This window comes from Terrabacter sp. C0L_2 (assembly GCF_036352015.1).
GTDB classification, from domain to species: Bacteria; Actinomycetota; Actinomycetes; order Actinomycetales; family Dermatophilaceae; genus Terrabacter; species Terrabacter tumescens.
The window spans coordinates 1,883,517-1,897,108 of sequence record NZ_CP143557.1 but is presented as its reverse complement, the minus strand read 5'-3'; the positions used below and the strand labels follow the sequence as shown (position 1 = coordinate 1,897,108).

The 13,592-nt window shown below is 73.6% G+C and carries 15 protein-coding genes; 4 read left to right on the top strand and 11 right to left on the bottom strand.

Annotated features, from left to right (window positions below):
* Positions 1 to 6 precede the first annotated feature (6 nt).
* The 6 genes from U5C87_RS08810 to U5C87_RS08785 all read right to left on the bottom strand — a co-directional run bounded on the left by U5C87_RS08810 (position 7) and on the right by U5C87_RS08785 (position 6,893).
* Positions 7 to 1,635 carry a helix-turn-helix transcriptional regulator gene (locus U5C87_RS08810; RefSeq protein WP_330476212.1) on the bottom strand — a complete coding sequence of 543 codons (1,629 nt, stop codon included), beginning with the start codon at positions 1,633 to 1,635 and terminating at the stop codon, positions 7 to 9.
* 146 nt (positions 1,636 to 1,781) lie between these two features.
* The gene (gene nadC, locus U5C87_RS08805; protein WP_330476211.1) at positions 1,782 to 2,666 is read right to left on the bottom strand and encodes a carboxylating nicotinate-nucleotide diphosphorylase; all 885 of its coding nucleotides are present in this window, start codon (positions 2,664 to 2,666) and stop codon (positions 1,782 to 1,784) included.
* On the bottom strand, positions 2,663 to 4,510 hold the full coding sequence (locus U5C87_RS08800; protein WP_330476210.1) for an L-aspartate oxidase: 1,848 nt from the start codon (positions 4,508 to 4,510) through the stop codon (positions 2,663 to 2,665). The genes nadC and U5C87_RS08800 overlap by 4 nt, the downstream gene beginning before the upstream one ends.
* A gap of 12 nt (positions 4,511 to 4,522) precedes the next feature.
* Positions 4,523 to 4,981 carry an aspartate 1-decarboxylase gene (panD, locus tag U5C87_RS08795; RefSeq protein ID WP_330476209.1) on the bottom strand — a complete coding sequence of 153 codons (459 nt, stop codon included), beginning with the start codon at positions 4,979 to 4,981 and terminating at the stop codon, positions 4,523 to 4,525.
* Positions 4,982 to 5,046: 65 nt separating this feature from the next.
* On the bottom strand, positions 5,047 to 5,988 hold the full coding sequence (gene panC, locus U5C87_RS08790; protein WP_443082111.1) for a pantoate--beta-alanine ligase: 942 nt from the start codon (positions 5,986 to 5,988) through the stop codon (positions 5,047 to 5,049).
* Positions 5,985 to 6,893, bottom strand: coding sequence for a Rossmann-like and DUF2520 domain-containing protein (locus tag U5C87_RS08785; RefSeq protein ID WP_030195589.1), 909 nt, complete (start codon positions 6,891 to 6,893; stop codon positions 5,985 to 5,987). The genes panC and U5C87_RS08785 overlap by 4 nt, the downstream gene beginning before the upstream one ends.
* A 23-nt stretch (positions 6,894 to 6,916) precedes the next feature.
* Here U5C87_RS08785 and U5C87_RS08780 point away from each other — a divergent pair, with 23 nt between their 5' ends.
* Both U5C87_RS08780 and U5C87_RS08775 read left to right on the top strand, forming a co-directional pair.
* Positions 6,917 to 7,909: an SAM-dependent methyltransferase gene (locus U5C87_RS08780; RefSeq protein WP_330476208.1), complete on the top strand. Its 993-nt coding sequence runs from the start codon at positions 6,917 to 6,919 to the stop codon at positions 7,907 to 7,909.
* Positions 7,910 to 7,914: 5 nt separating this feature from the next.
* Positions 7,915 to 8,448 (top strand): copper resistance CopC family protein, encoded by a 534-nt coding sequence (locus U5C87_RS08775; RefSeq protein ID WP_330476207.1) that lies wholly within the window; start codon positions 7,915 to 7,917, stop codon positions 8,446 to 8,448.
* A 10-nt stretch (positions 8,449 to 8,458) separates the two neighbouring features.
* On the opposite strand, the gene U5C87_RS08770 is transcribed toward U5C87_RS08775, so the two are convergent.
* Positions 8,459 to 8,851, bottom strand: coding sequence for a VOC family protein (locus tag U5C87_RS08770; protein WP_330476206.1), 393 nt, complete (start codon positions 8,849 to 8,851; stop codon positions 8,459 to 8,461).
* A 246-nt stretch (positions 8,852 to 9,097) separates the two neighbouring features.
* Here U5C87_RS08770 and U5C87_RS08765 point away from each other — a divergent pair, with 246 nt between their 5' ends.
* Both U5C87_RS08765 and U5C87_RS08760 read left to right on the top strand, forming a co-directional pair.
* Positions 9,098 to 10,201 carry an NADH-quinone oxidoreductase subunit D gene (locus U5C87_RS08765; protein WP_330476673.1) on the top strand — a complete coding sequence of 368 codons (1,104 nt, stop codon included), beginning with the start codon at positions 9,098 to 9,100 and terminating at the stop codon, positions 10,199 to 10,201.
* An 8-nt stretch (positions 10,202 to 10,209) separates the two neighbouring features.
* Positions 10,210 to 10,434, top strand: coding sequence for a hypothetical protein (locus U5C87_RS08760; protein WP_330476205.1), 225 nt, complete (start codon positions 10,210 to 10,212; stop codon positions 10,432 to 10,434).
* 145 nt (positions 10,435 to 10,579) lie between these two features.
* Here U5C87_RS08760 and U5C87_RS08755 read toward each other — a convergent pair whose 3' ends face one another.
* The 4 genes from U5C87_RS08755 to folE all read right to left on the bottom strand — a co-directional run bounded on the left by U5C87_RS08755 (position 10,580) and on the right by folE (position 13,591).
* Positions 10,580 to 11,065, bottom strand: a complete 486-nt coding sequence (locus U5C87_RS08755) for a DUF3180 domain-containing protein (RefSeq protein WP_330476204.1) — start codon at positions 11,063 to 11,065, stop codon at positions 10,580 to 10,582.
* The gene (gene folK / locus U5C87_RS08750; protein ID WP_330476203.1) at positions 11,062 to 11,949 is read right to left on the bottom strand and encodes a 2-amino-4-hydroxy-6-hydroxymethyldihydropteridine diphosphokinase; all 888 of its coding nucleotides are present in this window, start codon (positions 11,947 to 11,949) and stop codon (positions 11,062 to 11,064) included. Before folK ends, U5C87_RS08755 begins: the two co-directional genes overlap by 4 nt.
* An 84-nt stretch (positions 11,950 to 12,033) precedes the next feature.
* On the bottom strand, positions 12,034 to 12,927 hold the full coding sequence (gene folP, locus U5C87_RS08745) for a dihydropteroate synthase (protein WP_443082110.1): 894 nt from the start codon (positions 12,925 to 12,927) through the stop codon (positions 12,034 to 12,036).
* A gap of 91 nt (positions 12,928 to 13,018) precedes the next feature.
* Complete coding sequence (gene folE, locus U5C87_RS08740; RefSeq protein WP_030195565.1) at positions 13,019 to 13,591, bottom strand: GTP cyclohydrolase I FolE; 573 nt, start codon at positions 13,589 to 13,591, stop codon at positions 13,019 to 13,021.
* Position 13,592 lies beyond the last annotated feature (1 nt).

The following is a 13,592-nucleotide window of genomic DNA, read 5'->3' as shown; positions in this document are numbered from 1 at the left end:
GGGACGTCACAGCAGGTCGTGCTCGAAGGCGAAGGCAGCCGCAGCCGTGCGGCTGCTCACGCCGAGCTTGCCGAAGATGTTGCTGAGGTGCCGGGCCACGGTGCGGTCGCTCAGCACTAGCCCGGACGCGATCTGCGCGTTGCTCTGGCCGGCGGCCACGAGCCGGAGGACCTCGATCTCCCTCTCGCTCAAGCCCGCCGGCCGCGACGGCGGACCGACCGCCTGGTCGACCGCCTCGACGTCGGGCCGCGCTCCGACGGTCACGAAGACCTGGCGCGCCGACGCCAGCGCCCGCCGACCGGACTCGGCGTCCCCGAGGGCGAGGAGGGCGCGCCCGGTCGCGGCCTGGGCGAGCGCGGCGTCGTACGGCACGTCAAGGCGGAGCCAGCCCTGCTGCGCCCGCCGCAGGTAGGGCAGGGCGCCAGCAGGGTCGTCAGCGGTGAGCTCGACGAGGCCCCACGCATACGCCGCCCGTGCCGCGAGCACGTCGGAACCGAAGGACCGGGCGTGCTCGTCCAGCTCGCCGGCGCACGTGCGTGCGGCCTCCACGTCGCCGGTGGCGAGGAGCACCACGACGGCGCCGGGCAGCACCCGGGTGCGGGCCACGGCCGTGCGCGTCTCGACGAGCAGCCGCCGGACGGCGCCGAGCGCGGCGGCCTGCGAGCCGCGGGCCAGCCACAGCAGGGCCGAGCCCGGCTGCGGGTCGAAGCCGTGCTCGGCGCTCGTCTCGTAGGCCGCCTCGGCGCGGACCCTGTCGCCGCGCAGACGGTGGAGGTCGCCGAGCTCGCACGCCGCCAGGCCGACCGCCGGCAGCGCCCCCGCCAGCCGATAGCGGTCGATGGCTGCCGTCAGCTCCTCCACGGCCTCGTCCCACGCACCGCGGGCCACCATCACCTGGCCGCGGTGCAGGGCGCACTGTCCGGTGAAGGTGACGAGCCCGGGCTGCTCCTCGCACCAGCGCTGGAGCACCTGCGTCCACTCCTCGACGCGGCGCAGGTCGGACACCTCCTGGCAGCCCTCGACGGCGGTGCAGTAGACGTTGCCGAGCAGGACCGGCTCGAGAGTGCGACTCGTCGCCTCGAGCATCGACTCGTCGAGCAGCGAGACGCCGGCGGGGATCCGGCCGCCGGAGATCGCCATCCGGCCCTGCGCACAGAGCCCGACCGCGAGCAGGCCGGGGTCACCGTGCCGGCGCGCCGCCTCGGTGGCGCGCTCGGCACAGTCCCGGGCGGCCACGAAGTCACCGCGGCCGAGGTGCTCGAACATCCGCGAGAAGGTGAGGTAGCCCGCGTCGAGGCTTCCGTCGGGCAGGTGCGCGGCGAGCCGTTCGCCACGGGCGAGCCATCCCGAGGCCGCCGCGTGGTCGCTCCTCATCCGCAGCACCATCGACAGGTGGAACGCGCACCGGACCGCCCTGGCCACGTCACTCGCGGCGAGGTTGGCCTCGAAGGCGCGCTCGTAGCGGTCGACCGCGTCGGCAGGACGGCCGAGCAGCTGCGCGGCGGACCCGGCGGACTCGAGGTCGGCGGCCGTCAGGCCGTCGGGGTCGAGCGAGGACCACCGTTCGAGGGCCGCGGCCCACTCGCCGCGCTCGAACTCGGCTCTCGCGCGGACCAGCTCGTCGACGACGCCCACGGCACCCTCCTCGCTGGCAGGCTACGCCCACCAGCGGCCCGGCCACCGACGATCGAGGGGCCACCCGTGGCCTCTCGACGGGCGAGAGAGGGCCACACCTGGCCTCTCGACGGTTGGGAGGGGGCCAGACGTGGCCTCTCGACGGGTCAGTCGGTGAGGTCGAGGGCGATGTCGACGATGGGCGAGCTGTGGGTCAGGCCGCCGACGGAGACGAAGTCGACGCCGGTGCCGGCGTAGTCCCGGACCACCTCGAGCGTGAGCCCGCCCGTGGCCTCGATCTCGACGGGTTCGCCTGCGGCGCGTAGCAGCCCGACCGTCTCACCCAGCACGTCGACCGACATGTTGTCGCACATGATGAAGCGCGCGCCGGCGTCGTAGGCCTCCTGCGCCTCGGCCGGCGTCGTCACCTCGACCTGCACGTCGACGTCGGGGAAGCGCTCGCGCACCAGGGCATACGCCGCCGCCACCGAACCGGCAGCGAGCTTGTGGTTGTCCTTGATCATCGCGACGTCGTAGAGACCCATGCGCTTGTTGGTGCCGCCGCCGCACCGGACGGCGTACTTCTCGAGCCAGCGCAGGCCGGGCGTCGTCTTGCGCGTGTCGAGGACCATCGTCGACGTGCCCTCGAGTGCGTCGGCCCAGCGCCGGGTGTGCGTCGCCACTCCCGACAACCGGCTGAGGATGTTGAGGATGGTGCGCTCGGCGACGAGGATCACCTGCGTCGGACCCGTGAGCCGGGCGATGACGTCGCCGCGCTCGAGACGGGCACCGTCGTCGTTGACGACCTCCACCGTCGGCACCACGCGGCCGATGCGCTCCGCGACGGCCGCCAGGACGAGCTCGACGACCGGCACGCCGGCCACGACGCCCGGTGCCCGCGCGACGATCTCGGCCGTGCGCGTCTGGTCGGCGGGGATCGTCGCCAGCGTCGTGACGTCGACGTCGTCGGGACCGAGGTCCTCGCGCAGCGCCACCGTGACGAGCTCACGCGCCCACTCGCGCGGGAAGCCGCTCAGCCCGTCGCCACTCACTGCGTCTCCTTCGTGTCGTCCACCGTCTGGTCCACCGATTGCGTATGCCGTGCAAGGGGTTTCGTGGTCACCGTGCCCTCCGCGCGGGCCTTGTCGAGGACGTCCAGCGGCGTCGACGCTCCGGAGCCGTCGAGGTCGAGACCGTCGAGGTTCGACGGCGGCACCGGCACGACCGTCGCCTCGAGCACGCCGGACCCGGAGCGTCGGAGGTGCACGTGGTGAAGGAAGTGCGCGTCGTCGCGGGCCGGGAAGTCCTCGCGCACGTGACCGCCACGTGTCTCGTCACGCAAGGCGGCGGCATACGTCAGCGCGCGTCCGAGGTGGAGCAGGTTGGTCGTCTCCCAGCTCTTGGGACCACCCTGCTTGTCGGCGTCGTCGTCGACCGCCCGGGCCGCGAGCCCGGCCAGGGTCTGCTCGGTCGCGGCGAGCGAGGCCGCCGAGCGCACCGTGCCCGAGCCGGCGGTCATGGCGCGCTGCACGTCGAGCCGCCGCTTGCCGCGGATCAGCTCGGGCTGACCGGCCGGCGCGACGGGCGTCGCCTCGGGGAGCTCACCGGCGGCGAGGCGCGTCGTGAGGTCGTCGGCGATGCGGCGGGCGAAGACGAGGCCCTCGAGGAGGGAGTTGGAGGCGAGGCGGTTGGCACCGTGGACGCCCGTGCACGAGGTCTCGCCGCACGCGTAGAGGCCCTCGAGCGAGGAGCGCCCGCGCAGGTCGGTGCGCACGCCGCCGCTCGCGTAGTGCTGGGCCGGCGCGACCGGAAGCAGCTGCGTGGCCGGGTCGAAGCCGAGCTCGCGACAGCGCTGGACGATCGAGGGGAAGCGCTGCTCGAGGAACTCCGCGCCGAGGTGGCGGCAGTCGAGGTAGACGTGGTCGGTGCCGGTCTCGCGCATCCGGGCGATGATGGCGCGGGCCACGACGTCGCGCGGCGCCAGGTCGGCGAGCGGGTGCTGGCCCTGCATGAAGCGCTCACCCGCCTCGTCGACGAGGAAGGCTCCTTCACCGCGCACCGCCTCGGAGATGAGCGGCTGCTGTCCGCGCGAGCCCTCGCCGAGCCAGAGGACGGTGGGGTGGAACTGGACGAACTCGAGGTCGGCGAGCACGGCGCCTGCCCGGAGCGCGGCCGCCATGCCGTCACCGGTGGCGACGGACGGGTTGGTCGTCGAGGCGTAGATCTGGCCGAGGCCGCCGGTCGCGAGCACGACGGCACGGGCGTGCGCCGCCCCGACGCCGTCGACCTGGCCCTCGCCGATGACGTGCAGCGTCACGCCGCAGACACGCTCGTCGGCGTCGGTGAGCAGGTCGACGACGAGCGCGTGCTCGATGACCTCGATGCCGGGGTCGTCGCGCACCCGGTCGAGCGCGGCGATGAGGGCGCGGCTGATCTCGCGCCCCGTCGCGTCGCCGCCCGCGTGCAGGATGCGGTCGCGGTGGTGGCCGCCCTCGCGGGTCAGCGACAGGCCGCCGGTGTCGCCGCGGTCGAACTCGGCCCCGAGGGCGATGAGGTCCCAGACGGCGTCGGTGCCCTCGCGCACGAGCGCCTCGACGGCGTCGACGTCACAGAGCCCGACGCCGGCGACGAGCGTGTCGTGGATGTGCTCCGCCGGGCTGTCCTCCGGCGACATGACGGCGGCGATGCCTCCCTGCGCCCAGGCGGTCGAGCCCTCGTCGAGCACCGTCTTGGTCACGAGCAGCACCCGGTCGACCCGTCGGCGCAGGCGCAGCGCGGTCGTGAGGCCGGCGATGCCCGAGCCGACGACGATGACGTCGGCCGTGGCCGTCCAGCCGGGCGCGGGCGCGCGCAGCCGCCGGGGGACGGTCACCTCGGGGAGCCCGCTCTGCGGCATACGACTGGCCTCTCAGTCCTGGGTCTGGTGCTGGTGCTCGTGCTGGTACTCGTGCTGGCGCTCGGTGACGGCCGAGGTCATCAGGCCGAAGCCGTCGGGCACGTCCCCTGCATCGTGCCCCACCTCGACCGCCCGGTTGTGCTCGTCGACGAAGACGACCCTCGGCTCGAAGGTGCGCGCCTCGGCATCGTCCATGGCGGCGTACGCGATGATGATGACCGTGTCACCGGGCGAGATGAGCCGGGCGGCCGCGCCGTTGATGCAGACGATGCCGGTGCCCCGCTCGCCCTCGATGGCGTAGGTCGTCAGGCGGTTGCCGTTGTCGACGTCGACGACGTCGACCTGCTGGCCGGGCCACAGGTCGGCCGCGTCGAGCAGGTCGCGGTCGATCGTCAGCGACCCGACGTAGTGCAGGTCGGCCTGCGTGACCGTCGCACGGTGGATCTTCGAGTGGAGCATGAAACGCTGCACGGTGCGTCTTCCTCGATGGATGTGGGGGCGTGAACCGCCCTGCGGGAGAAGGGGACCCGGTCCCCTCAGGACTGCGTGAACGTCTCGAGCGCGCCACCGCCGGGACCGACGAGGACGGGCAGGTTGTCGATGAGACGGGTCGTACCCACTCGACCGGCGACGGCGAGCAGCGCCTCACCGCGGTACCACTCCGGGACGTCCTCGAGGGTGTCCGGGTGCACGAGCACGAGGTAGTCGACGAGCGCCAGCGGCTCACGGACGAGCACGGCCCGGGCCGCGCGACGGACCGCGGACGGGCCCTCGGCAGCCGCTGCCGCACCGGCCCGCAGCGCCGCCGAGAGGCACAGGGCCGTCTCCCGGTCGGACGCCGTGAGGTAGGTGTTGCGGCTCGACATCGCCAGGCCGTCGGCCTCGCGCACGGTGGGGACGGCCACGACCTGCACCGGGAAGTCGAGGTCGCGGCACATGCGCCGGATGAGCAGCAGCTGCTGAGCGTCCTTCTGCCCGAAGTACGCCGCGCTGCAGCGGGTCAGGTGCATGAGCTTGCCGACGACGGTGAGCATGCCGTCGAAGTGCCCCGGCCGGGACTGGCCCTCGAGCACGTCACCGAGGGGCCCCGCCGACACGCGCACCCCGGGGTCGCCCTCGGGGTAGACGACGTCGGGCGTCGGCGCGAAGACGAGGTCGACCCCCGCCGCGGTGCAGATCTCGAGGTCGGCGTCGAACGTGCGCGGGTAGCGCGAGAGGTCCTCCTTGGGCCCGAACTGGAGCGGGTTGAGGAAGATCGTCACGACGACGTGGCGGTGGGCCTTGCGGGCCTGGTGGATGAGGGTCGCGTGGCCCTCGTGCAGGGCCCCCATCGTCATGACGACGGCGACGTCGCCGTCGTCGAGCGCCGAGCGGGCCTCGCGCAGCTCCTCACGGGTGCGCACCACCACCGGCGTGACAGGTGGGGTGGCGGGCGGGGTGACGGGATGGGTGACGGTCGGTGCGGTCGTGTCGGTCACGGTTGGTCCTCCTCGTGCGCGAGCAGCTCGAGCAGCGGGTCGGCGTCGGACGCGCGGAGGCGACCGCTGAGCAGGGCCCGCTGCGCCGTCGCGCGGGCCAGGGCGAGATAGGTCGGCCGGATGTCCGGGGCGACCTTGCGCAGCATCGCGACGTGCCCGGCAACGGTACCGGCATCGCCGCGGGCCACCGGACCGGTGAGGGCTGCGTCACCCCGCTGGAGCGTGTTGGCGAGCGCCGCGGAGAGCAGCGGCTCGAGGACGCGCGCCGGGTCGTCGACCCCGGCCTCGCCGAGCAGCTGCATCGACTGGGCGACGAGGGTGACGAGGTGGTTCGACCCGTGGGCGAGGGCTGCATGGTAGGTGACGCGGTCCTCCTCGGCGATCCACACCGGGTCGCCGCCCATCTCGATGACGAGCGCCTCGCCGAGGGGACGGGCGAGGTCGAGGGTCGTCACGCCGAAGCAGCAGTCGTGGAGGCGCTCGAGGTCGAGCTCCGTGCCCGTGAACGTCATGGCCGGGTGGATCGCGAGCGGCACGATGTCGCTGTCGGCGGCGGCCTCGAAGACCGAGATCCCGTGGGCGCCGGACGTGTGCATGACCAGCTGCCCGGGGGTGAAGGTGCCCGTGGCGCTGAGGCCGCGGACGAGGTCGGCGAGGGCGTCGTCCGGCACGGCGAGCACGACGAGGTGCGCGCCGGCGACGACCTCCGGGATCGGCTTGACCGGCACGCCCGGCAGCAGCGTCGCGGCCCGCTCGAGGCTCTCCTCGCTGACCGCGGAGACACCGGTGACCACGTGGCCGGCGCGGGCCAGTGCAGCTCCGAGGACGGCTCCGACGCGCCCGGCGCCCACGACGCCGACGTCGAAGCGCGCAGGACGCTCGTGCGGGGTGCTCACCCACGGCACGCTATCGCCTACAGTCGGCAGGCGTGGATCCCGTTCCCTGGCGCGAGGCGTGGCACGAGGCGTTGTATGCCGTGGGCCGGGGTTTCTACGTCACGCGCGGCGGGCCGGCGGCGCACTTCACGACAGCCGCCCACGGAGCCACGGGGGCGAGGCTAGCGCGGGCGCTGCTCGCGCTCCCCGACCACCCGGTTCGGGTCGTCGTCGACGTCGGCGCCGGGCGGGGCGAACTCGCGACCCACCTCGTGGACGCCATGGACCCGACCAGCCCCGGCGGCACGCGCACCCCGCAGGCGACCCGCGTCGTCGCCGTCGACGTCGTGGACCGGCCGGCCGGTCTCGACCCCCGCGTCGAGTGGCTCCGCTCCCCCGGTGGCGCAGGCCTGCCGCCCGAGCTGACCGGCCTGGGCGACGCCCTCGTCATCGCCCACGAGTGGCTCGACGTCGTCCCCTGCACCGTCGCGGAGGTCGACGCCGACGGCACGGCACGCGAGGTCCTCGTCGACCCCGACACGGGTGCGGAGTCGCTCGGCGCCCCGCTGTCCGGGCAGGACCGGGAGTGGGCCGACGCGCACTGGCCCACGACCACCCCCGGCGACCGCATCGAGGTGGGCCGCGCCCGCGACGAGGCCTGGGCCGACCTGGTCTCGCGCGTCGACTCGGGCACGCTCGTCGCCGTGGACTACGGCCACACGGCGACCGGGCGTCCTGCCGGGGGGACGCTCACGGCATACGCGAGCGGGCAGCTGACCACGCCCGTGCCCGACGGCTCGTGCGACCTCACCGCGCACGTCGCCGTGGACAGCCTCGATGCCGACGTCGTGCGTCCCCAGCGCGAGGCGCTGCAGGCCCTCGGCCTGACCGGCGCCACCCCGCCGCACGCGCTCGCGGGCGCCGATCCGCTCGCCTACCTCGCGGGGCTCGAGCACGCGAGCACCGAGGCGCAGCTGCTGCACCGCGACGGTTTCGGGGGCTTCTGGTGGGCGGTGAAACGCGTCCGCGGGCACGACGTAACCTGAACGTCATGCGTCGTCTCGCCTCCGCACTGCTCGCCCTCGGCCTGCTCGTGGCCGCCCCCGCGGCGGCCTTCGCCCACGACGCGCTCGAGCGCACCAACCCCGCGGACGGCACCACCGTCACGAAGCTGCCCGACGCGGTCGTGCTCACCTTCTCCGAGACGCCGCTCGCCCTCGGCGCCCAGGTCGTGGTCACCGGCCCGTCCGGCCCGGTGTCGTCCGGCACGCCGACGATCTCCGGCCGCGACGTCAAGCAGGCCATCGCGCCGACGGCGCCCGGGGGCGACTACACGGTCTCCTACCGGATCACCTCGGACGACGGGCACCCCGTTACGGGCACGTTCTCCTTCCACGCGACGGTCGGCCTCGACGGCTCGACCGCCACCGCCGGCGCGACGGTGCACGTCAAGCCGGTCTCGGCCGCCGACGACGGCCAGGGCTCGCTCTTCGTGCCCATCCTGCTCACCGTCATCGGGACGCTCGTGCTCCTGGCGATCGGTGGCTACCTCGTGCTGCGCGGCCGCGAGGCCGACCGCTCCTGAGGCCCTCCCCTCAGCCACCCTCCAGCGGCTGGTTGAGGAACCACCGGTGGCCGAACGGGTCGTGGAAGACCGCGAGCCGGCCGATCGGCGGGTTGTCCTCCGGAGCACGGTCGATCGTCGCGCCGCCCTCCTGCACCCGGCGGCAGCGCGCGTCGACGTCGGGCACCGTGAGGTGCAGCGTCACGGCGTTGCCGCGGCCCGGCAGGGGCGGCGCGACGCCGGCGCTCTCGAACTCGTCGGACATCATCCAGCGGGCGCCGTCGACGGCCAGCTCGCAGTGCCCGACGCGGCCGTCGTCCATGACCATGGGCGGGGTGGTGACCACGGCGCCGAGGTGCTCGCCGTACCACTCGATCGCGGCCCTCGAGTCGGCCACGCAGATGTACGGGGTCAGCTCGCTCATGACGCCTCCACTCGTCTCGCCGCTTCTCTGCGGTCCTCTGCGGCCGGCACTGGTCCGCAGTGGTCCGCACGACGCTACGCCGCGTGACGGGCACGAGGGCGCTCACGGCATACTCGATCGCATGACCGACGTAGGGTCGAGCCTGTGAGCGGCACGAGCGCAGTCGACGGCACACGACCGTCCACCCCCGACGAGGGGCGCGCCCTGACCGTCGGCATCGGCGCGGGCGGGCTCGCGACCGCCGACATGGTGCTCAACATCGGCCCGCAGCACCCGGCCACGCACGGCGTGCTGCGCCTGCGCATCGTCGTCGACGGCGAGCGCATCGTCAGCGCCGAGCCGATCGTCGGCTACATGCACCGCGGCGCCGAGAAGCTCTTCGAGGTGCGCGACTACCGCCAGATCATCGTGCTCGCCAACCGCCACGACTGGCTCAGCGCCTTCTCCAACGAGCTCGGGGTCGTGCTCGGCGTCGAGCAGATGCTCGGCATGGAGGTGCCCGAGCGGGCCGTCTGGGCGCGCACCGCGCTGGCCGAGCTCAACCGCGTGCTCAACCACCTGATGTTCCTCGGCAGCTACCCCCTCGAGCTCGGCGCGATCACGCCGGTCTTCCACGCGTTCCGCGAGCGCGAGGAGCTCCAGGCGGTCATGGAGGAGGTCTCGGGCGGGCGCATGCACTACATGTTCAACCGCGTCGGCGGCCTCAAGGAGGACCTCCCGGCCGGGTGGATGGGGCGCGTCGACAAGGCGATCGCCAACGTGCGCAAGCGACTTCCCGACCTCGAGCGGCTCATCGTCGGCAACGAGATCCTCGAGGCGCGCACCCGCGGTGTCGGGGTGCTCCCGCTCTCGACGGTCGAGTCCTACGGCGTCTCCGGGCCGATCGCGCGGGCCAGCGGCCTCGACGTCGACCTGCGCCGCGACGCGCCCTACCTCGCCTACGGCGAGCTCTTCGGCGACAAGGGTCCCGGCCGCGTCGTGACGCGCACCGCGGGCGACTGCCTCGCTCGCCTCGAGGTGCTGCTCGAGCAGGTGCACGTCTCGCTCGACCTCGCGCAGGCCTGCCTCGACCGGCTCGTGCAGCTGCCCCAGGGCCCGATCAACGTCAAGCTGCCCAAGGTGCTCAAGGTCCCCGAGGGCGGGATCTACTGCGCCACCGAGAACCCTCTCGGCTTCAACGGCTACTACCTCGTCTCGCGCGGGGAGAAGACGCCGTGGCGGCTCAAGCTGCGCTCGGCGTCGTTCAACAACGTGTCGGTGCTGAGCGAGATGCTCCCGGGCCAGCTCATCGCCGACATGGTCGCGATCCTGGGGTCGATGTTCTTCGTCGTCGGGGACGTCGACAAGTGAGGGGGCGTATGCCGTCTGCCCGGGTCTCGCGGGAGAACCTCGTGCGCGGCGTGGCCGTCGCCCTCATCACCGGCGTGGTCACGCTCGCTGCGGCCTGCTCCGACGAGGACACCGTCGACACGATCCCCCCGCCGTGGCCCACGCGCACGACGAAGCCGGACGGTCCGCCGCAGCCGCCGACGAGCTCGACGACGATCCCGACGTCGACGGTGAGCGTCGCCGGCACCACCTGAGCCGACTCCCGGCCTCCGGCCCGGCCCGGGCCGGGTTGCACGCCCCGGTCCGCGGTGGTTGGTGCTGCGGATGAGGCGCCAGATGGTCCTGCGCCCGGTGGGGTGATCACCCCACCGGGCGCAGGACCATCACGCACGTCACCGGTCAGCGTGGAGCGCCGGCGTCCTCGTCGTCCTCGTCGTCGCGCGGTCGCAGCCGGCACCAGGCCTGCACGACCATGCCCGCGGCCGCGAGGAGCAGCGCGACGACCGCGTGCAGCACGAAGAGCCAGATGCGGCTGCGCTGCGAGTCGACGTCCCCGTCGGGCAGCAGGACGAGCGCGTTCGCGGCATACCACCCGACGAGCACCGCCCCGGTGAGGGCGCCCGCCTGGCCCAGCACGAGCGTGCGGGCGGCGCGCAGCGGCGTGATCGCGGGGTCGGGTCGGCCGTCACGGACCTTGCGCACCTGCCAGCCGGCGAGGAGCAGCCCGCCGCCGAGGAAGACCATGGCCGCTGCCCCGATCCAGCCGGGCTCGGGGACGGGACTGCCGCCCGAGGAGAGCCAGCGCAGCACGAGCCACGCGACCACCGTCATGGCCAGTCCCGCGAGCACGAGCGTCGTGACGCGAATGCCGGAGTGGGGTCTCACTGGTGCTCCCATCGGGGACCGGGGCGCACGCCGGACCGGTCGAGGCCCGCGAGCACCTCGTCGACCCGTCGGATGCCGGCCGCGCCCTCGCCCAGCCGCAGGGTCGCGCGGGGGTCGGCGTCGAGCCACGGCACGAGGACGAAGGCCCGCTCGTGCGCGCGCGGGTGCGGCAGCATCAGCTCCGGGACCTCCGCGGTGACCTCGCGGTGGCCGCCGGGCGTGCCGTACTGGATGAGGTCGAGGTCGAGCGTCCTGGCGCCCCAGCGGACCTTGCGGGTGCGGCCGTGATCGGCCTCGATGCGGTGCAGCTCGGACAGCAGGTCCGTGGGGTGCAGCAACGAGCGCGCGGTGACGACGGCGTTGAGGTACTCCGGCTGGTCGGGACCGCCCACCGGGTCGGTTGCCACGATGTCGGACACGGCCGTCACCGTCAGCCCCGGCAGCGCCGTGAGCGCCGCGACCGCGTCGGTCAGGGTCTGGCCCCGGTCGCCGAGGTTGCTGCCGAGCGCGATGACGACGTGGGCAGCGTTGGTGCGGGTGAGGTGCACCTGGACGTCGGTGAACGGATGACCCACGGGTGCCTCCGGCTTGTGCACGACCACCTCGACGGTGTGGACGAGGTCGTGGCGCAGCACGTCGTCGGCGATGACCTCCCCCAGACGCTCGATGAGGTCGAACGACGGCCCGGTGATGCGGGCGACGACGTCGGCGGCCACCTCCGCGTAGTTGACGGTGGCGGCGAGGGCGTCGGTGCGGCCGGCCGGCTCGAGGTCCAGCCTCATCGTCACGTCGACGAGGAACGTCTGGCCGTCGCGCTTCTCGCTCTCGAGCACTCCGTGGTGGCCGCAGGCGGTCACGCCCTGCAGCACGATGCGGTCGGGCATCAGTGGGGATCCTTCACGAGGTCGTCGGTGGTCGTCGATGGTGGTCGGGTGGTGGGTGGCCGGCCGGCAGGTGGCCGGGCTCGGTCAGTCGGAGAGCTCCTCAGGGGCGTGCTCGAGCGCCGCCTGCACGACGCTGAGCGCACGCACGGTCGAGGCGACGTCGTGGACGCGCACGCACCACAGGCCTGCCATGGCGGCCATGACCGACGTCGCGGTCGTCTCGACGTCGCGGTCCGGGGCGGGACGCGGGGCGTCGCCCTCGTCCCGGCCGAGCCGACCGAGGAAGGTCTTGCGGGAGGCGCCGAGCAGGATCGGCTGGTCCAGCTCGTGCAGGGCCGGGAGGTCGGCCATGAGGGCCCAGTTGTGGTCGGCGTTCTTGGCGAAGCCGAGGCCGGGGTCGAGCACGAGGCGCTCCTCGTCGATGCCGCCCTCGAGCAGCGCGTCACGCCGCTGCGCCAGCTCTCGGATCACGTCCTCGACGACGTCGTCGTAGATGGCCCGCGACTGCATCTCGGTGCTGTGCCCCCGCCAGTGCATGGCGATGAACGGCAGCCGGTCGGAGGCCACCCACGGCACCATCTCGGGGTCGGCCAGGCCGCCCGAGACGTCGTTGACGATGCTCGCGCCCGCGTCGACCGCCGCCCGGGCGACCGAGGCGCGCATCGTGTCGACGGACACGACGGCCCCATCGGCCGCGAGGGCCGTCACGACGGGGACGACCCGGCGCAGCTCCTCCTCGACCGACGGACGCTCGGCGCCCGGCCGCGTCGACTCGCCGCCGACGTCGACGATGTCGGCGCCGGCCGCGACGACCTCACGGCCGTGCGCGATCGCGGCGTCCTGCTCGAACCACTGCCCGCCGTCGGAGAACGAGTCGGGAGTGACGTTGACGACGCCCATGACGAGCGTGCGGTCGCGCACCGACAGGAGCGCGGTGGCATCGGGCGTGGTCCGCTTGCGGGGAGCTGGCGCAGTCATGGGCGCCATTGTGTCGCGGCCGACGTCGCGCAGGGAGCCGGGCGCGTCCGGGACGTCAGGTGGGCGCCGAGGTGGGTGGAGGGTTCGCCGCTCACTTGTTGCCCTCGAGCATCAGCGCCATGGCCTCTGCTCGAGTGGCCGGGTCGCGCAGCTGGCCGCGCACCGCCGAGGTGATCGTGCTGGCGCCGGGCTTGCGGATGCCGCGCATCGACATGCACAGGTGCTCGGCCTGGACCACGACGATGACGCCCTGCACGTCGAGGTGCTCGACGAGCGCGTCGGCGATCTGGGTCGTGAGGCGCTCCTGCACCTGGGGGCGCCGGGCGAAGACCTCGACGAGCCGGGCGAGCTTGGACAGGCCGGTGACCCGGCCGTCCTTGCTCGGGATGTAGCCGACGTGCGCCACCCCGTGGAAGGGCACGAGGTGGTGCTCGCACGTGCTGTAGAGCTCGATGTCCCGCACGATGACGAGCTCCTGGTGGTCGATCTCGAACGTCGTGCCGAGCACGTCCGCCGCCGTCATGTCGAGTCCGGCGTAGATCTCGCTGAAGGAGCGGGCCACCCGGCCCGGGGTGTCGAGCAGGCCCTCGCGGTCGGGGTCCTCACCGATGGCGAGGAGCAGCTCCCGCACGGCCGCCTCGGCGCGCGGCTGGTCGATCGTCACG